At 35.2% G+C, this 18,867-nt stretch carries 20 protein-coding genes, 1 riboswitch and 1 other annotated feature; of the genes, 5 read left to right on the top strand and 15 right to left on the bottom strand.

Annotated features, from left to right (window positions below):
- Positions 1-9: 9 nt before the first annotated feature.
- The 3 genes from hmpA to F0362_RS07450 form a co-directional block, all read right to left on the bottom strand.
- Positions 10-1,218: an NO-inducible flavohemoprotein gene (gene hmpA, locus F0362_RS07460; protein ID WP_149889723.1), complete on the bottom strand. Its 1,209-nt coding sequence runs from the start codon at positions 1,216-1,218 to the stop codon at positions 10-12.
- Between the two features lie 160 nt (positions 1,219-1,378).
- Positions 1,379-1,897, bottom strand: a complete 519-nt coding sequence (locus F0362_RS07455) for a hypothetical protein (RefSeq protein ID WP_149889722.1) — start codon at positions 1,895-1,897, stop codon at positions 1,379-1,381.
- A gap of 114 nt (positions 1,898-2,011) precedes the next feature.
- The gene (locus F0362_RS07450) at positions 2,012-3,109 is read right to left on the bottom strand and encodes a site-2 protease family protein (RefSeq protein WP_001245427.1); all 1,098 of its coding nucleotides are present in this window, start codon (positions 3,107-3,109) and stop codon (positions 2,012-2,014) included.
- Between the two features lie 151 nt (positions 3,110-3,260).
- Here F0362_RS07450 and F0362_RS07445 point away from each other — a divergent pair, with 151 nt between their 5' ends.
- On the top strand, positions 3,261-3,458 hold the full coding sequence (locus F0362_RS07445; RefSeq protein WP_000776284.1) for a hypothetical protein: 198 nt from the start codon (positions 3,261-3,263) through the stop codon (positions 3,456-3,458).
- A 70-nt stretch (positions 3,459-3,528) separates the two neighbouring features.
- Here the strand turns inward: F0362_RS07445 and F0362_RS07440 are convergent, their stop codons facing one another.
- Positions 3,529-4,380, bottom strand: a complete 852-nt coding sequence (locus F0362_RS07440) for a YhfM domain-containing protein (RefSeq protein ID WP_000865656.1) — start codon at positions 4,378-4,380, stop codon at positions 3,529-3,531.
- Between the two features lie 108 nt (positions 4,381-4,488).
- Between F0362_RS07440 and F0362_RS07435 the strand changes: the two genes are divergently transcribed.
- On the top strand, positions 4,489-5,265 hold the full coding sequence (locus F0362_RS07435; protein WP_149889721.1) for a class I SAM-dependent methyltransferase: 777 nt from the start codon (positions 4,489-4,491) through the stop codon (positions 5,263-5,265).
- Between the two features lie 39 nt (positions 5,266-5,304).
- Here F0362_RS07435 and F0362_RS07430 read toward each other — a convergent pair whose 3' ends face one another.
- Positions 5,305-5,514, bottom strand: coding sequence for a hypothetical protein (locus tag F0362_RS07430; RefSeq protein WP_000880630.1), 210 nt, complete (start codon positions 5,512-5,514; stop codon positions 5,305-5,307).
- A 272-nt stretch (positions 5,515-5,786) separates the two neighbouring features.
- Positions 5,787-6,045 (top strand) — a binding site (T-box leader).
- 59 nt (positions 6,046-6,104) lie between these two features.
- Between F0362_RS07430 and brnQ the strand changes: the two genes are divergently transcribed.
- Complete coding sequence (gene brnQ / locus F0362_RS07425; RefSeq protein WP_001099155.1) at positions 6,105-7,460, top strand: branched-chain amino acid transport system II carrier protein BrnQ3; 1,356 nt, start codon at positions 6,105-6,107, stop codon at positions 7,458-7,460.
- Positions 7,461-7,484: 24 nt separating this feature from the next.
- Here brnQ and F0362_RS07420 read toward each other — a convergent pair whose 3' ends face one another.
- The 9 genes from F0362_RS07420 to gltP form a co-directional block, all read right to left on the bottom strand.
- Positions 7,485-7,823, bottom strand: coding sequence for a DUF3992 domain-containing protein (locus tag F0362_RS07420; protein WP_073990711.1), 339 nt, complete (start codon positions 7,821-7,823; stop codon positions 7,485-7,487).
- A 228-nt stretch (positions 7,824-8,051) separates the two neighbouring features.
- Positions 8,052-8,684, bottom strand: coding sequence for a response regulator (locus tag F0362_RS07415; protein ID WP_000598709.1), 633 nt, complete (start codon positions 8,682-8,684; stop codon positions 8,052-8,054).
- Positions 8,681-9,736, bottom strand: coding sequence for a sensor histidine kinase (locus tag F0362_RS07410; RefSeq protein WP_098688938.1), 1,056 nt, complete (start codon positions 9,734-9,736; stop codon positions 8,681-8,683). Before F0362_RS07410 ends, F0362_RS07415 begins: the two co-directional genes overlap by 4 nt.
- Positions 9,736-10,476: a cell wall-active antibiotics response protein LiaF gene (gene liaF / locus F0362_RS07405; protein ID WP_000745642.1), complete on the bottom strand. Its 741-nt coding sequence runs from the start codon at positions 10,474-10,476 to the stop codon at positions 9,736-9,738. Before liaF ends, F0362_RS07410 begins: the two co-directional genes overlap by 1 nt.
- A gap of 106 nt (positions 10,477-10,582) precedes the next feature.
- Complete coding sequence (locus F0362_RS07400) at positions 10,583-11,245, bottom strand: PspA/IM30 family protein (protein ID WP_000814140.1); 663 nt, start codon at positions 11,243-11,245, stop codon at positions 10,583-10,585.
- Positions 11,246-11,303: 58 nt separating this feature from the next.
- Positions 11,304-11,660: a lmo0954 family membrane protein gene (locus F0362_RS07395; protein WP_000808637.1), complete on the bottom strand. Its 357-nt coding sequence runs from the start codon at positions 11,658-11,660 to the stop codon at positions 11,304-11,306.
- Between the two features lie 231 nt (positions 11,661-11,891).
- The gene (locus F0362_RS07390) at positions 11,892-13,208 is read right to left on the bottom strand and encodes a Na+/H+ antiporter NhaC family protein (protein WP_000665472.1); all 1,317 of its coding nucleotides are present in this window, start codon (positions 13,206-13,208) and stop codon (positions 11,892-11,894) included.
- A gap of 94 nt (positions 13,209-13,302) precedes the next feature.
- Positions 13,303-13,408, bottom strand: a riboswitch (SAM riboswitch).
- Between the two features lie 120 nt (positions 13,409-13,528).
- On the bottom strand, positions 13,529-14,047 hold the full coding sequence (locus F0362_RS07385; RefSeq protein WP_000824639.1) for a ribonuclease FAU-1 family protein: 519 nt from the start codon (positions 14,045-14,047) through the stop codon (positions 13,529-13,531).
- Between the two features lie 70 nt (positions 14,048-14,117).
- A complete protein-coding gene (gene gltP / locus F0362_RS07380; protein WP_000821124.1) occupies positions 14,118-15,392 on the bottom strand; it encodes a glutamate/aspartate:proton symporter GltP in 1,275 nt (424 codons plus the stop codon).
- Between the two features lie 492 nt (positions 15,393-15,884).
- On the opposite strand from gltP, the gene F0362_RS07375 reads away from it, so the two are divergent.
- Together F0362_RS07375 and F0362_RS30495 are read left to right on the top strand one after the other, a co-directional pair.
- Entirely contained in the window at positions 15,885-17,153 is a 1,269-nt protein-coding gene (locus F0362_RS07375; RefSeq protein ID WP_149889720.1) for a murein hydrolase activator EnvC family protein, read from the top strand.
- Positions 17,154-17,254: 101 nt separating this feature from the next.
- Entirely contained in the window at positions 17,255-17,419 is a 165-nt protein-coding gene (locus F0362_RS30495; protein WP_000380940.1) for a hypothetical protein, read from the top strand.
- A 27-nt stretch (positions 17,420-17,446) separates the two neighbouring features.
- On the opposite strand, the gene F0362_RS07370 is transcribed toward F0362_RS30495, so the two are convergent.
- The gene (locus F0362_RS07370; RefSeq protein ID WP_000665454.1) at positions 17,447-18,802 is read right to left on the bottom strand and encodes a sodium-dependent transporter; all 1,356 of its coding nucleotides are present in this window, start codon (positions 18,800-18,802) and stop codon (positions 17,447-17,449) included.
- Positions 18,803-18,867 lie beyond the last annotated feature (65 nt).

Raw genomic sequence — 18,867 nt, 5'->3', positions numbered from 1 at the left:
AAACTCACCCTATTGTAAGCTTGCTGCTGGACCAAAAAATTCATAATGAATATGCTCTTGTTTCACACCTAAATCAATTAGTGCAGTATTTATATGCTTCATAAATGACACTGGACCACAGAAATAAAATTCTGCTTCAGTTGTCGGAATAATAGTTTGTAACCATTCACCTTCAATGAATCCTTCTTTATCAAAGTTTTTTATTTCCAAATCTTTTTCAGTCGGCGCAGAATAGCAAGTGTATGCTTTAACTTGTTCGTATTCATTGTCTACTGCCTTAACGTGTTCTTTCATCGCATGTGTAGTACTATTTATCGCTGCATGAACAAAATATACATTACGTTTTGAGTCTTGTTCAATTAACGTATTTAACATACTCATCATCGGTGTAATACCTACTCCACCACTAATTAGTACAACTGGTAATGTTGAATCCATATTTAATACGAAATCTCCCGCTGGTGCACTTACTGGCAGAATATCTCCTTCCCCTACATGATCATGTAAGTAATTAGATACTTTACCACCTGGTGTATCTACACCTTCTTCTTTTTTTACACTAATACGATAATATTCTTTTCCAGGAGCATCAGATAAGCTATATTGACGATTATGTGTATATGTTTCACCTTCAATATTTATTTGAATTGTTACATATTGTCCTGGGATGAATGAAGAAACTTTCCCGCCATCTTCAGGTTTTAAATAAAATGATGTAATAACGTCACTTTCTTTCACTTTTTTAACAACTACAAAGTTTCGGAAATCTTTCCATCCACCTTCTTTATGTGCAGCCTCTTCATACATCTCTGCTTCAATGCTAATGAATGCATCAGCAATGACTCCATACGCTTCTCCCCATGCATTTAAAATTTCATCAGGTGCACCTGCGACCTCTTTAATCGCTCGTAGTAAACATGTACCCACAATCGGATAATGTTCCGCTTTAATACCTAAACTTCTATGCTTATGACCAATTTGTTTTACAACTGGAATAATTGCTTCTAAATTATCAATGTACATCGCAGCTGCATAAACAGCATTTGCTAACGCTTGTTGTTGTCTTCCCTTTTTCTGATTCGTGTGGTTGAAAATATTCAATAACTCCGGATGTTCCTCAAATAAAATTTGATAAAATCTCGTTGTAATTTCAACGCCTTTTTCTTGTAATAATGGTACTGTTGATTTTACGATTTCAATTGTTTTTGCACTTAACATTGTATCCCACTCCTCTATTTCCTTAACTGTTTTTAGTTTAACTGAATTGTATTATACACATTGTGATTTTAATCACTATTAACACGGTGTTTTTGTGAAAAATATATGAACATTGCACTTACAAAAAGAAAATAAGCCAACTAGAATGCTAGCTAGCTTATTATTTGGACTGTATTGCTTGTTCAATTACCCTTATATCTTTCCCATCTCCAAATTCTGTATACCCCCAGATGTTCGTTTCGCCTCTATATTTATTTACGATAATATCTAAGTCATGGTATACACGATGGGCATAAACTACATACTCAATATTTTGAAGCTCCACACCTTTTTTTACAATTTCATAACTTCTATTTACATCACGTTTGATCTTTTCATTTTTTATTTCTGTATGTATGTTTTTTAAAGATGATTCTTGTTCTTGAAACCATTTCTTTAAATGGTTCCAGTCCCCGTCTGTATAATTCTCTGCCTTACCATAATTTAAGAGATTATTATAACTTTCATGTGTCGTACGAATAAAATCAAGCACTTTTGTCTCTTCTTGTACCGCTTCTATTTGAGCTATTGTATTTACCCCAGCGGGCTTATTCGCATAATGTAATAGCACTTTCATAAGACTATAACTCGCAATGATCATCACGATTATAATGCTGAACACACTTAGCAATTTCCTCATATACAGAACTCCTTTTCTACTATGAATATTACAATAGAGTGTTTCACTTCTATCATTCGCTCGTAGAAATACAATTCCTGTTTAAATTCTTCCTATCATTTCGACACTATTTTTCTACACATTTCGCCTTGGCAAATGCTCCTGTAAAACAATATAACCTTCATAAGCTGTATAACCAAGTATAGCTATTAATCCGATATAACAAGCGAATACTGTCCATTTCGTTTTCGCATCAACTTTATAATAGTTTTCTTTTTGTACTTTTTCTTTTTCCCATTCATTTAATCGTCTTTCCGCTACTTCAAATGCCTCCCTGATGTAAATTGTATACTCGTCTTTTTCATCCTCATATGGAACATAGTCTAGCGGCTCAAACTTCGGCAAAAGATGCTCTAACACTTCCATTCTTTGAAGTTCCCCTGTTTTTAATTCTTTTGCATGCTCTCTTTGTCTTAATACATTCATCTCATGATGCATCATGTATATAGTCCGATGCACAGCACCAGTTTCTTTTAGTTCCTCTTCAAGCTTAGCAACATATTCTTTCATTCCATCAATTCTATAACCTAATTCTTTAATCGGCTCATCTCTCTTTATTACTCTATATAGTTCCATACAGCCGATAATGAAAATAAATCCTCCCAAAATACTTTTAAAGTAAATTGAATAGCCTAGCAATAAAACAAGCCCTGCTCCCCAAATTTTCGTACTTACAACTGAAATAATCCGGCCACCATCTAGCGGTGAAACGGGAATTAAATTAAAGAAATTAATCATACTTCCAAGCAAAATAACAAGTGCCCAAAACGGCTCTTTCGTGATCATATAAAGTGGAATAGCCGGTAAAAATGAAAGTAATCCGAAAAGAGGCCCCATATAAGCAATATACGCTTCATCTTTTGCGTTTTTCGGCATCTCTTTCATTCCAATAAGAGCCCCCATAAATGGAATGAAGATTGCCGGTGATGTAGGTATCCCTTTTCTTCTTGCCGCCCATAAATGACCCATTTCATGAACAAATAACAAATAAACAAGTGCTACTCCAAATTTCCAACCATATATAACTGCGTATGCACCAAGTGATAGAAACATACTAAATACAGTTGAAAACTTTGCTAATTTAAAGATTGCGAATACCCACTTTAGCTTAGATAGTAAAAATAACCCTATTGCAACAATAATTCCCCATAATCCTTTTTTATTATTTCTCATGTCCCTCTCCTTTATCTTATTGAAATGAGCTATATGCACCCATTTCAGTTTATTCTATTCTCTATTATGACACATTTTTTTCTTTTCTTAGAAATAATGTTTATATCATCCATTTTTAGACAAAAATACAAATGAAAGGAGGTAGATACAAATGAAATTACAATCTCTCATTATAGGTGCTCTCTCTTTCTTAGCCTCAACTCTTATTTTTTATACCGTTAGCTACCTATTATTATTAGATTGGTTGCCAAATCACTTATTCATCGCTCTTATGATTCTATCCGCTCTTATGATTTCATTTCTTATTACACGAAAATCCATAAATGAGCCATCTGCAAAAGCAAAGTAATAGAGAGGGGATTCTCTCCCCTCTCTATTATCATTTCCTAGGAAAGTCCATATAGACTTTCCTATTCACTTTATCTTTGTAAATCCATTTTTTCACCATACTCTTTAACAATTTGAATGATATTTTGAAAAACGCCTATTTTTTCTTTTTTATTATTTAATATTTTCAAATCATAATTTTCATAATATGTTTCTAATGCTTTTAATTGTGATAATGAAGCATCTTTTATCGGAACAGTAACATTCAATTCATACTGTTTATACCCCTCCTTTACTTTTTCACCTGAAATCATTTCACTCTCTTTTGCTCCAATTAATTTTTGAACCTTTTCCGGGAAAATCAATTGCAAATAATATTCTTGTTCCTGTGCTAACTTGTTGTAAAGTGATTGCGAAATCGTATAACGTACCTTATAATTCATTTTTTGATCCCCTGCTTTAATATGAAACGCTGTAATCTGCAAATCTTTTTTCGTTACTTCTGTTAAAGGATCAACCTGTATCTCGTCTTCTTTTTGTTCTGGAATCTTTGGAAATATAGACAAAAGTTTTTCCGTATCTTTTTCGTTCAACATGTACATAGCCTTCTTATATTGCAGCCACCCTCGTCGATCTTCTCCTCTTAACCATGCATAATACTTTTCTTTTTTCCCATCTCTACTAATTTGTATTTCATATTCAGGTTCACCAAAGCTACCTGTTATTTCTTGTTTTTCCGCATTATTTATAATATCTATTACGGCCTTAACTTCTGACTCCTGTAACTTTTTCTCTTTATGTTTTTTTTGTATAACAGTTATCCCTATTGTTTCTTCCACTTCATTCACCGTCTCCTCTACTTGTTTCGTTTCTTTCTTTTGTTCTGCTTGACCACACGATGCTAGTAAAATCACACATAAAACCATTACATACTTCACTTTCAACTCAATCCCTCTTTTCTAATAAGAAATCCTTATAACCTTCATATAAGAAACAAAAACATGAGATCATATTAAATAAGCTATACTATACACTGAAGGGAGGATTTTACAATGTCCATTAATTTTCATGATGCAAATAATAAGTACACATATGCAACTAGAAATGCCCATGTTTCTTGGGAGGAAATGATAAAAAACATTACAGATATACAAAACAAACAAATAATTGACATAGGCTGCGGCGGTGGTATTTACACGAAAGAACTTGCTCTTATGGGAGCCAAAAATGTTGTTGGACTTGATTTTTCAAAAGAGATATTACAAGCTGCAAAAGAAAATTGTAGCGGCTTTCCAAACATTTCATTCATTCACGGTGATGCACATAGCATCCCATATCCTGATGAAACATTCGACATAGTTATTTCGCGCGCAGTTATTCATCATTTACAAGACATTCCTACATTTTTACGTGAAGCTTCTCGTATATTAAAGAAAAACGGTGTACTTATTTTACAAGATCGAGCCATTGAAGATTGTACAATTCCAGGAAGCCCTGAACACATTCGCGGATATTTTTTCTCGGTATTTCCAAAACTCATTGAAATCGAATCAAAAAGAAGACCAAAAACTGCTACTATACAGCAAGAATTACAAAAGCATTCTCTTCACGTGTTCCCTTCGCAAACACAATGGGAAGTACGAAAAATACACGATTCTGTAGCAGCATTACTACAAGACTTATCTCCTCGAACCGGACGATCCATTCTATACGAATTAACAGATCATGAGCTTGCTCAACTTCTACATCATATCCAAATCGCATTACAAAACATCTCTCCTATTATTGAAAGAGATCGGTGGACAATTTGGAGCGGCAGGAAATTGTAAGGAAGGAAGCCTCACAAATGAATGTGAGGCTTCCTTCTTTCATAATCTAATTTTGCAACACTCTTGATATCCTCCACTTCTGGCCTGTGCACTCCCACACTTCGGACATACTAAATATCTAGACTGATTTGTCAACAAACTACCTTTTTGAAAGAGTAAAACTTCTGCTTGTTTAAACGAACGCGAATAATATAACCACATAAAACCAATTATAGCAATAATGCCAAATAATACTCCCATCGCAAGCATTTCAGTCACCTCTTTTGGTTTGTTCTTTCCAGCAAGTGGATTGTTTTATTATTCTCTGTAAATTCTATTAATACCTTCTTTACTCCTATAAATATCAACTTTCTCTACAAATTTTACAATTCTCTACAACTATTCACTCCCGTTTTACACTTCATCATTTCCTTCACAATAACAAATATCAACTTCGATATTTCCGCATATAAATATATCTTCCAAAAAACATATTGACTTTCAAAAAAAAACATGCAACAATACTGTCAGAATACTTGAACTAAAATTCATTGACGAGAACGAGTACGTTATAAGACTGTTCCCCAGAGAGTTGGCGATTTGCTGAAAGCCAACGTTCAGTGCGTAGCCGAAAATCATCTCCGAGAAGTAGAACCGAATGTTACAGTAAGTTCTTACCGGCTGTCCCCCGTTACAAGGAACACGTATCATGTTGTACGTTGCAAAGCCGTATACATATAGATTTATTTCTACATGTATAAATTAGGGTGGTATCGCGGGTAAATATAACTCGTCCCTTTCTTTAGGGGCGAGTTTTTTGTGTTCTTACAAATGAATTTTAAAAAAGGAGGAAAAAAACAATGAACACTGTATCAAAAAAACATATTTTTTTCACAGGTCTTATGCTATTTTCTTTATTTTTTGGGGCAGGTAATTTAATTTTCCCTCCCATGCTTGGACAAAATGCAGGTGAAAACTTTTGGCCTGCAATGATTGGATTTTTACTAACAGGAGTCGGCTTACCTTTATTAACTGTTATTGCAATTTCTTTATCAGGAAACGGTATGCAACAACTTGCAAGTCATGTTCACCCATTATTCGGAATTTTCTTTACCGTAGTTGTATATATTGCAATCGGTCCATCTATGGGGATTCCGCGCGTCGCTAACGTCGCCTACGAAATGGGTGTTAGTTCTTTCTTACCAGAAACAATTCGCTCTAGTAGCCTAACGTTATTTTTATACACAGTCATCTTCTTTGCTATCGTATTTTGGCTTAGTTTAAATCCATCTAAACTTGTTGACCGTATCGGAAATATATTAACACCTATTTTATTACTCTCTATTTTCTTATTGTTTGTTAAAAGTGTATTTACACCACTTGGGCAATCCGGACAAGCAATGCAAGAATATCAAACTTCCCCAATCTTCAAAGGTTTTATGGAAGGATATTTAACGATGGATACTATTTCAGCACTTGCATTTGGGATTATCGTTGTAAATGCCATTCGCTCTAAAGGTGTGAATGATCGTAAAACCATTGCCATTGCAACAGCAAAAGCAGGATTTATTGCTGCTACCGGACTCGTACTTGTATATGGCGCACTTGGCTGGCTCGGTGCGACTAGCGTCTCTCTCGGATACGCAAAAAATGGTGGACAGCTACTTACTGTTATCGTACAACAACTATTCGGTCCATATGGTCTTCTTCTATTGTCTCTTATCGTTACACTCGCTTGCTTAACGACATGCGTTGGACTCGTATCTGCATGCAGTCAATATTTCGCAACATTATTGACTACATTCTCATATAAAGCATTCGCGAGTATCATTTGCGCATTAGGGTTACTAGTTGCTAACTTAGGTTTAACAAAAATTATCGCCATCTCTGTTCCAATTCTACTTGTTGTATATCCAATTGCGATTGTACTCGTTCTCCTATCTTTACTACATAAATATTTCGGCGGTTATCGATCTGTTTATGTAGGTGCTTTATTCGGGGCAGCAGTTGTGAGCGTATTTGACGGATTAAAACAAGGCGGTATTCCAGTTTCATTTATCACACCCTATTTTGAATTTATCCCTTTATATAATGAAGGAATAGGCTGGCTAGTACCAGCATTAGCCGGAGCTCTTATCGGCCTTACTATCGCTAAGCTAAGCGGTGCGAAAAAAGTTCCCCTACTAACCGAATCCAGCGAAGCAAAAGCATCCTAAAAAAACTCCCGAAAGGGAGTTTTTTTACATTTGATAAGCAGTATGATTAAAACTGCTTATTTTATACGCTTTCGTATAATATTCAATATTTGTATCAACTGTCTCTACTTTGACAACATCATAGCAATCTTCTTGCTTTACTAAAAATAAATAATACTCTTCTGTCGCCTCAATAATTGCAATTTTATCTGTTTCAACATTATATTGTTCACAAAGCGCTTGTAATGCGTTCACATAGTCCCCTAATTTTTTAGACTTATCCATTTCGAATATAGTTTGAACTAACATATACATTCTCCCCTCTGTATGTACTGTTAACAGCTTAATGATAACGCTTACATTATTTATCGTCAATAAAAAGATGCAACGATTTTACTGCCAAATCCAAATTGATGCAAGCTAATAATCAGCGAGGAATCTCCCCCGCTGATTAAAATTTCACTTTCCCCCGCATTAACGGGCAGTAAGACTCCCCCTCAAAATCCAGCGAATACGAGGAAGGTAAGCGGGAGATAACTGCCCGTAAAAGCCCGATTGGTGAAGGCTAATAATCAGTAGGAATAACCCCCCACTGATTAAAGTTTCACTTTATCATTTCGTTAATTGATGTCTAAATGCATAAATAACCGCCTGTGTACGATCACTTACATTTAGCTTATTTAATATGTTACTCACATGTGTCTTTACTGTTTTGAGGGCAATAAATAACTCATCTGCAATCTCTTGATTACTTTTCCCCTCTGCAATTAATAACAAAATTTCAGACTCTCTTTCTGTTAACTCCTCATGTAAAGGTTGTTCTTTTTTCTGGCGCATACGAGACATCATTTTGCCAGTAACTTTCGGCTCTAATACCGTTTCTCCATCATAAGTAGCTCTTACAGCGTCTGCAATATCACTTGCTCGGGATGTTTTTAATAAATAACTTGTCGCTCCTGCCTCGATAACAGGATATAGCTTTTCATCATCTAAAAAGCTCGTTACAACTACAATTTTCGCTTCTGGCCATTCTTGAATAATAGCACGTGTCGCTTCAACCCCGTCCATTTCATCCATAACAAGATCCATTAAAATAATATCTGGTCTTAATTGCAACGCTAGCTCTGAACCTTTTCTTCCATTTTCAGCTTCACCAACTACTTCAATATCTGGCTGCGTTGATAAATATGCTGATACTCCCATTCGAACCATTTCATGATCATCAACTAGTAATACTTTTATCATGATTCTCCCCCTTTCTCAATCATAATTGGCACTTTCACTTCAATTTGCGTACCTTTTGCCGGAAAGCTAAGTACTTTTAATGTTCCACCAATTTCATGAACACGCTCTTGCATTGATCGTAAACCGTATGAACCCGCTTTATTCACTCCCACTTCAAAGCCAACACCGTCATCAATAATTTTTAAAATCGCATATTGATCTATTTTACGAAGACGTACTTCCGTTTTCTTTGCCTTCGCATGTCGTAACGTGTTTGATAGAGCTTCTTGTACAATACGGAATAAATGATCTTCTACACCTTTTTTTAATTCAATTGGCTCAATTAACCATTCAATTTTCATATGTTGCTTTCTAGACAGTTCTGTTAATAATTCTTCTATACCCTCTGTTAACTTCTTACCTTCTAACTGTACTGGGCGTAGATGTAAGAGCAATGCTCTCATTTCTGATTGTGCATTTACGACCATATTTTCAACAAGTTGTAATTGTTTTTTTGTCTTGTCTGGAATTTCAGCTACTTGTTCATTAATGGCTGACATCATCATCGACATTGCAAAAAGCTGCTGACTTACTGAATCATGCAGTTCCCTTGCTAATCTATGCCTTTCTTGAGAAATCGCCTCTTGCCTCATCTCTTCATTCCAATGGGCTCGTTCATTCGTTACTTTTTGAAATAATCCCGCTTGCTCCTCTAATCGACGAGCAAGGCCGATTACTTTTCGTTCCACTTCATGGAATTCATCATCCGCAGTAAATGAAACATCGTTCGGAAAATTCCCTCGTTCTACTTCAAATAGAAACGTATTTAATCCTTGTATACGCTGCTCAATATAATAGCCGATTGCATATCCTATAATCCCCCCGATAAGGAGACTTGTGCTCATAATAAACAAGCCAATTGGAACAGAAGCGATGGATTCTTCCCATAATAAATCATAAACTTGTTGCTCGCTTTTCCATACATACACAATTGTACAAATAAGTGCGATACTCACTGAGGATAACATCGAATAACGAATATACATCCACGAAATATTTTTTTGTTTTTTCATTATACTTTCCTCACTTCCGTATCACCTACTACAAGTGAAGAAATGATTTTTATACGACGAGGAGCTTCTTTATACTGTTCTGTTCTAAATGTAACATTACGATTAAAACCTGTTTCTTCATGCCCTGGCAGGAGTACTCGCCCAACAATTACAGAATGATTTAAAGACAATTCAATATCATACGGTACATATAAACGAATGTTACCAACGACACCTCGAATAACAATTACCGTTTCTCCCTCCGGAATCATAGCAGTTGTTAAATCAATCTCGACATCACAAGCACCATATTGGACGTTAATATCTTCAAGTTCATAAATATGATCCATCATTCGTACATTGCCTACGAACATATTTTTTATATACGGTTCTGTACGATATATTTGTTTTTCTTCATCTATATATCCCTTTTCTTTAATTTCAACTTTCATTACTTTTTGCTGATGTCCTTGTTGAATCAGTTGATAACCAATTAAAGCTAAACAAGCAAATACGACAAGTACAAACGCTGCTGATGAAAATAAGAAGAATAAGAATACTATACCACCGACAAATAAAAATACATTCCCTCTTACGTAACGATTCTTCTTTCGATAATGTCTTCCAAACATAAGCATAATAAATGCAAAAATTAGACCACCTGGTTCAAAATGTCCAAGTATCATATCAAGAAATAGACCGAATCCAAATATGATGAGGAGCATCCCCATTAATTGTGTTTTTGAAAAGCGCTTCTTCATTTCAGCTCCCCCCTCCTTGTCACATATACATAGAAGAAAAGGCATTGCTTTCCAACACCTTTTCTCCTATCACTATATCATAAGCCTGTTTTATAATATACTACAATTATTTTGTTACTTCTTTCGTTAACGATACTTCATTTTTCTCTTTCATTTCACGCTCAAGCTTTGCAATTTTCATATCAAATGTATCACGCTCATGCTCTTCATTTATACGAAGCTCTATGTCACGAATGTGATCTTCAATTTCTTCGAATCGTAAGAACGGATTATTTTCATCCATTTTATGAATAGCAGTATTCATACGGCGGTTTGCATGCGCCATATTTTCACGAGCCATTAATTCCATACGCTTTGCGTTCATTTCTTTTAATTTATTTTTCATTTCTGAAAGACGACGCTCTAACTCATCAATTTGCTCTACAACACCAGCATACATTTCTTCTAAGCGAGTTACTTGCCCTTCATAATACGCCACTTCTTCTAATGCACGTTCATGCAGTTGTAATTCGCCTGCTTCTTGAGCAATGATAGCTTGCTTTGATCTTTTGTTAACAAAATAGCGTGCTTGCTCAAGCTCACGAGCGAAGTTAGATTTTAATGTTTTATGACGCTGAATTAACTTCTCAATTTTTGTTATTTCACGCTCACTATCGCGTAAATATTGGTTTAACATTGCAATTGGATTTTTTCTTTCTTTCTCATCTAACACATTATGAAAATCAGCTAAAATTGCATCGCGTACACGTCCGAATAAAGATTGTTTCATTATAAATCTTCCTCTCTTCTACTTTATTTATAATTTATTGTTTTATTGGTTTATTGTTTTAGTTTTTCATTAATTTGTTCCACTCATCTTCAAAGTTGCTATATGGTTTAGAACTTTCTGAAGCTGAATCAACAACTACATCTTTTTCTTTTTTCCATTCACGGTATCCGTAGTACAAAACTACCAATGCAGCGATACCAATTAATGCTGGTGAATGAGAAAGTGCAATGGATAAACCGATTAAACCAACAATGCCCCAAGCTAGCTTTCCAAAAAATGATTTAGCTCGCACAAATGATTTATAGCTCCAGTACACAACTCCTGCTCCGATTGCGAATCCTACAATACCAGCAAGACTACCAAGAGCAATTAAAGCCAAAATACCGGCCGCGATAAACGCTAGAAATTGTTTCATCTTGTGCTTGCCTCCCTTCGATTTGATACTCTTATCTTAACTATTTTTTCATTTTTCCATAACGAGCTTAAGAACCGTTTTCAACTCAGACTTAAGACCGAGATACATTCAGCCTTCTGTAAAAAACATAAGGTAGAATAGGATGATTCACTCTTTTACCACACATAAAAAAACCGTGCAGAGAATATTCTCTACACGGTTTCAATTACTAAAGTTATCATTCATATTAAATTATGCTGTTTTATGATACTCTTTTTTCTCCGCCACTTTCGAAAACTTCGGAAATCCAATCAAAATCGAAACAATTCCACATACCCCAACTAAAATTGGATAAAATGCATACGGTAACAGTTCAATCGGAGATAAAGCAGCAAACCCTGCCGCAGTTAACATTTGAGCACCATACGGAATTAATCCTTGCACACAACATGAGAAAAGGTCTAATACACTTGCTGATTTACGGGGATCAATTTCATATTGATCTGCAATGTTTTTCGCAAGCGGGCCTGTAAAGATAATTGAAATCGTATTATTCGCTGTACACATATTCGTCATACTCACTAAACCAGCAATACCGAACTCTGCGCCTTTTTTCGAACGAATATTACGCGTTAAAAGATTCATTAAATATTGAATCCCACCATTATATTGAATTAGTTCAACCATACCTCCGATTAAAATAGCAAGTAATACTAACTCCATCATACCGCCCATTCCAGTCGTTACACTTTTAAAGAAACTCTCCAACGTGTAACTTCCATCTATAAGACCGATAGCGCCAGATAATACAGTTCCACCAGTTAACACAATAAGTACATTCCAGCCAAGTAGCGCGGTAATAAGTACTCCTGCATACGGTAAAATCTTTATCCAATCAAAACTATGAGCTTTAACCTGCGTATCACTTCCTGAAGTAATTATTACTAATAGTACAATTGTAATAATAGCAGCTGGCAATACAATTAAAAAGTTCGTTTTAAACTTATCTTTCATTTCTGTTCCTTGCGAACGAACAGCTGCGATTGTTGTATCTGAAATAAATGATAAATTATCACCAAACATCGCTCCACCAACAACAGTAGCCATCGTAAGTGCAATTGAGATATCAGTTTGTCCACTAATACCTACAGCAATCGGTGCTAACGCTGCAATTGTTCCCATTGAAGTTCCCATCGCTAATGAAATAAACGCACCTATAACAAAAATTCCAGCTACGATAAATCCTGGTGGCAAAATAGTTAACGCTAAATTAACAGTTGAGTCTACTCCGCCCATTCCTTTTGCTGTTTCAGAAAATGCACCTGCAAGTACAAAAATTAATACCATAATCATAATATCCGGATTTCCTGCACCTTTAGCGAATCTTTCTACTTTCACATTAAAACTTTCTTTACGATTCATCACCAAAGCAATTCCTACAGCAATTGAAATCGCTACAAGTATCGGCAATTTATAGAAATCACCCGTAATAATTCCAGAACCAATAAATAGCGCTAAAAATATCCCAAGTGGTAATAAAGCTAAACCATTTCCTCTCGTTTCTTTCAAAGTACCATCTCTCCCTAGTTTCAACCTTTTTTTAATGAATAACAAAAGACCTCTTCCAACGAGAAGAGGTCTTATACATCTATAAGGAACGCTCTTCTCATCTTTCAAGCACATGCTTGCTGGATTTGGCACAGCACTCTAAAATCGAGTCCGCTGCCGAGGCATCGTAGGGCCAGTCCCTCCGCCTCTCTTTATAAGAAGGTTTCATATTTATTTTTTAATAATAATTTCTTCCCTAACTTTACTCGCTTACAAAACAAAAGTCAATTATTTTTTGTATAGATTTTTTTGGTAATTATACAAAAATATGAATACACCAATCATTTTAACTTTTTGATTTCTTTATCTAATATTGAAATCCAATAAAATTCACTATTGTTTATGGCTTCCATGATCCATTTCGTTGTTTGCCAGGCTAATTCATATTCTTCCTTTGTAACATCACCATTTTTATAAGCGTCCTCTAACTCATCTTCATCCAATACATACATCTTACCATTCGGCAATAGCACTACATCTAAATATAAATCATCAAAATACGGTAAACCCCGGTCGTCTATTTCGTATTCTTTCGTCACATCAATATAATATTGTACTAAATTCCCCTTATTATCTAACATAGCTGTAATCGCAAAGTTTTTCCCTTTTATGAAATACTGAATCCACGTATACTCATTACCTGCGACACAAATTTCTTTACCATCATATTCTTTATAACTAGGTTCTCTCACCTTTTTTATGTCCAGTATTCCTAGCATGCCCTCTTCTACTTGCTTAACCATATAATCCTTCTCTATTAGTCGCTTCCACGAAGAACCGTCACCATATTTACGTTTCATTACGCCCGCTCCTCTTCTATATATAGAAAAGCTCCCACATATATTATGTGAGAGCTTGTTCATATTATAATTAAGCTGCTTGACCCTTTTCAGATATCTCTTTTAAATAGGCTTGTCCTTTTTCAGCGTCATATTGACCTTCCCACTTAGACATAACTACAGCTGCTAAAGAGTTACCTACAACGTTAACTGCTGTACGAGCCATATCTAGAATACGGTCAATACCTGCAATAAAGGCTAAACCTTCTGCTGGAATACCTACTGTACCAAGCGTTGCTAATAATACAACGAATGATACGCCCGGTACACCTGCGATACCTTTTGATGTAACCATTAATACAAGTAATAATGTAATTTGTTGAGAAATAGATAAATCAATACCGTACATTTGTGCTAAGAAAATAGCCGCAATTGCTTGATATAAAGTTGATCCATCTAAGTTAAATGAATAACCTGTCGGAATAACGAAAGATGTAATTGCTTTCGGACAACCGAACTTTTCCATTTTCTCCATGATTTTCGGTAAAACTGTTTCTGAACTTGCTGTAGAATACGCTAAGATCAGCTCGTCTTTTAAAATCTTAAAGAATTGGAAAATGTTAATTCCAAATATTTTCGCTGTAAGTCCTAAGACAACTACAACGAAGAAGATCATTGCTCCGTATACTACAATTAGTAATTTCCCTAACGGAATTAATGAAGCTAAACCGAATGTAGAAACTGTAACACCAATTAATGCGAATACACCAAATGGTGCAAACTTCATAACTTGGTTCGTTACGTAAAACATTGCGTCTGCTACACCTTGGAAAAATTGTAGAACTGGTTTACCACGTTCACCAATTGCTGCTACACCTAAACCAAATAATACAGAGAAGAAAATAATAGCAAGCATATCACCATCAGCTAATGATTTCATAATGTTCGTCGGAACAATATTTACAAACGTATCCGCAAACGAATGACTTTGTACTTGCTCTGTCGTATGTGTATATTTAGAAATATCTGTTTTTGTTAACTTATCCATATCAACGCCTTTTCCAGGTTGGAAAATGTTCGCTATTAATAGACCAACAACAATTGCAAGTGTTGTAATAATTTCAAAGTAAATAATTGTTTTTCCGCCTAGTCGACCTAACTTCTTAACATCGCCAACACCAGCAACCCCAACAACAATACTTGCTACAACAATCGGTACAACGATCATTTTAATTAATCGGATGAAAACATCACCAATTGGTTGTAAGTACTTCGCAACTGCTGGATTATCAAAGAAAATCGCACCAACTGCAATACCTAACGCAAGACCTATTAATATTTGCCATGCAAGTCCTATTCTTTTCATATTTGTTGTAACCCCCTCTTCGATGTATCACTCTATCCCTCATTCTATCTCTATAAAACTAAGAAATTAAGAGTATTATATATTATTCGACAATTCACTACATTTTGTCCCTGTTAAAAATCATAAATCAAAAAATTAAATCTGACAACAAAATAACTTTTCCCGAACGCAAATAATTTTCTTGACAAAAATAAAACCCATGTCAGAAAACCTAACATGAGAACGATTCCTTACTAGTGTTTAATTGACTCCCTACATAATTTTTCGCTATATACAACAATTCTGTTTATTCCTTTATTTTATAAAAATACCTAAATATACCTTTATTTCATATGTAAAAAAATATAACTTTCATGACAATTACTGTTGAAAAATGATAAATTCCGACAAAACTTAGCAATTTTATAAAATTTTCTTTACATTATGATTACAACGATAGACACACTTCTTCTTATGATATATAACATTCATAGGGAAAGGAGCCAGACAACCATGAAAAAGAAATTTGCAGCGTTTAGTGTTTTAGCAGCAGGAACGATTTTTGCTTCCCCATTACTTTCACCCGTATACGCTGAAACAAATCAAGATAAATTATCGAATATACAATCAGAATTAGACGGCAAACAAAATGACTTACAAAATAAATCAGCTGAGAAAGAACAAATAGAAAAAGAAATCCAAGATTTACAGAAAAAAATCGACGAATTAACTACTTCTATTAATAAAAACGAGGCTGAATTAAACGATACAAAAAAAGAAATTAACAAAACACAACAAGTAATTGCTGACAAAAAGAAACATATAGAACAATTACAAACAAACATAGATACACGTCAGGAAGTTATTAAACAACGATTACAATCTATGCAAGAAAAACCACGTACAAACATCATTACAGAGGTATTAACAAACTCTGCAAACATTGCTGACCTTATTGATAATATGTACTCCGTCAATTTAATTTTAAACAATGATACAGATATTGTGAAAAAACAAACAACCGATCAAAATGCTGTGGCGACAGAAAAAGAGGCTGTTGAGAAAAAAGAACAACAACTAAAAGAGGCCGAACAAAGATTAATCCAAAAACAACAAGAGCTACAAACAAACCAGCAACAGCAACAATCATTTATTAATGATCTACATACGAAAGTAGCAAAAGTAGATTCAGAGATTGAAGGACTAGAAGAATCAAAAGGCATTTTAGAAAATCAGCGTCAAGCTGTTCAAAAAGCAATTGAAGAAGAAAAACGTGCAGAAGAGGCTCGTAAAGCCGAGGAAGCCCGCAAGGCAGAAGAAGCTAAACAAGCTACTACATCTGCTCAAAAAGCTCAAGCAGCTTCACCGCCACACGATACAAATACTGGCGGCTTTATTAAACCAGCAGCTGGATCAAAAACTTCTGGGTTTGGTACACGTTCTTTAGATAACCATAAAGGTATCGATATTGCCGCTTCGGGAACGGTTCCAATTATTGCTGCTGCAGATGGTGTAGTTATCCGCTCGGAATTCTCATCTAGTTACGGAAATGTTGTGTACTTATCTCACCGTATAAACGGAAAGACATACACGACAGTATATGCACATATGAGTAGCCGTTCTGTATCAAATGGACAAACTGTAAAACAAGGCACTCAACTTGGATTCATGGGGAATACTGGCCAATCATACGGGCAACATTTACACTTCGAACTTCACCTTGGAGAATGGAATGTCGGCAAGACAAACGCAGTTGATCCATCTTCATATATCGGATTATAAAAAACTCGGTGCATACCGAGTTTTTTTCTTTACACTTCACACACTATAGGCATTCTACATAGACTATAACTAAATGCCTATCGTTTACGGGGTGATCAAAGATGGATACACAATTACAACAAAAAATAGAAGAAGCTAGAGAAACGTATATTGGCCGGTTATTTACATTTGGCGGCTCAGCATTGTTTTTAATCGGTTCTTTCATCGCAGTCGTTACAGCCTACAAAGCATATAATCGTCTATTACATTCATCAATGTCAGCATAAAAAAAAGACGGGGGACCCCCGTCTTTTTTATGCAAACATTTTAAATACGCCTATCGCATTTAAAAATACGATAATTACAGTTACTGGAATAACATAACGAAGCAAGAAGAACCAAATGTTAAATAACGTCTTCCCTTTCGTTTCCGTAACTTCTAATTCTTTCATTAATAACTCTTTACTCATTTTATTTGGTACAAATAGCGAAATAGCTAGTACCCCTAGCGGCAGCAATACATTACTTACCGAGAAGTCAACGAAATCAAAGAATGTTTTCCCAAATATTTTCACATCACTCATAATTCCAAACGATAATGCTGACGGAATTCCAACTGCAAAAATAAGAATACCAATTAATAATGATGCTGAAGGACGCTTCTTTTCATTACCTTTCGCAACAGATGCTACTACAATTTCAAGCATTGAAATAGCTGATGTTAAAGTCGCAAAGAAGAATAAAATTAAAAACATAATAAAGAAAAATTGTCCAAATGGTATTTTTGCAAATACGGCTGGAAGGACGATAAACAGTAATCCCGGTCCTTCCGTCGGTTTAACTCCTAATGCGAAAATCGCTGGGAAAATCGCTAATCCCGCAAGTACTGTAACGAAAACAGTTAAACTTACAATAGATGTTGCTGATTTCGCTAAATGTTCTTCTTTCTTTAAATACGAACTATACGTTACCATTACCGAGGCACCTACTGTTAGTGAGAAGAAAGATTGTCCCATCGCATATAAAATCGTATCTGCTGTAAGCTTTGAAAAGTCAGGTTTTAAGAAGAACTCTACTCCAGCAAAAGCACCATCAAGTGTCAACGCACGAATAATAATCGCGATAAATAAAATAAATAATAATGGCATCATATACTTACTTGCCTTTTCTATACCTTTCTCTACACCTTTACTTACGACAAAAATAGTACAAAGCATAAAGATAAATTGCGCTCCAATCGCACTTACTGGATTTGAAATCGCCTCACCAAACACACTCGCATAATCGACAACACCATTCCAGAAACTACCTGTAACACTGTAGTATAAATACAGTAAAATCCATCCACCTACAACACTATAGAAAGAGAGTACACTAAAACATGTTACAACTCCCATACGACCAATCCAAGGATATACTTTACTATTTGGCACTAATACTTTATACGCTGTAACTGCCTCTTTTTGTGTACTACGACCAATAACAAATTCTGCTAGTAATAGCGGCATCCCAATAAATAAAGTTAATAGTAAGAAGACTAGGAAGAATGCGCCTCCCCCGCCATTACCTGCAACATATGGAAATTTCCATATCGCACCAAGACCTACTGCTGCTCCGGCTGCTGCGAGTACAAAGCCTATTTTCGACGTCCATTGCTGTGTTTCTTTCATCATAAATTCCCCTTTTCTGAATATTTAAACTTTTAACAATTATACACTTTCATTTCATACTCGCA

Source organism: Bacillus sp. BS98 (assembly GCF_008432245.1).
Lineage (GTDB): Bacteria > Bacillota > Bacilli > Bacillales > Bacillaceae_G > Bacillus_A > Bacillus_A toyonensis.
The sequence above is the reverse complement of the archived record's forward strand: the minus strand, read 5'-3'. Positions and strand labels throughout refer to the sequence as shown.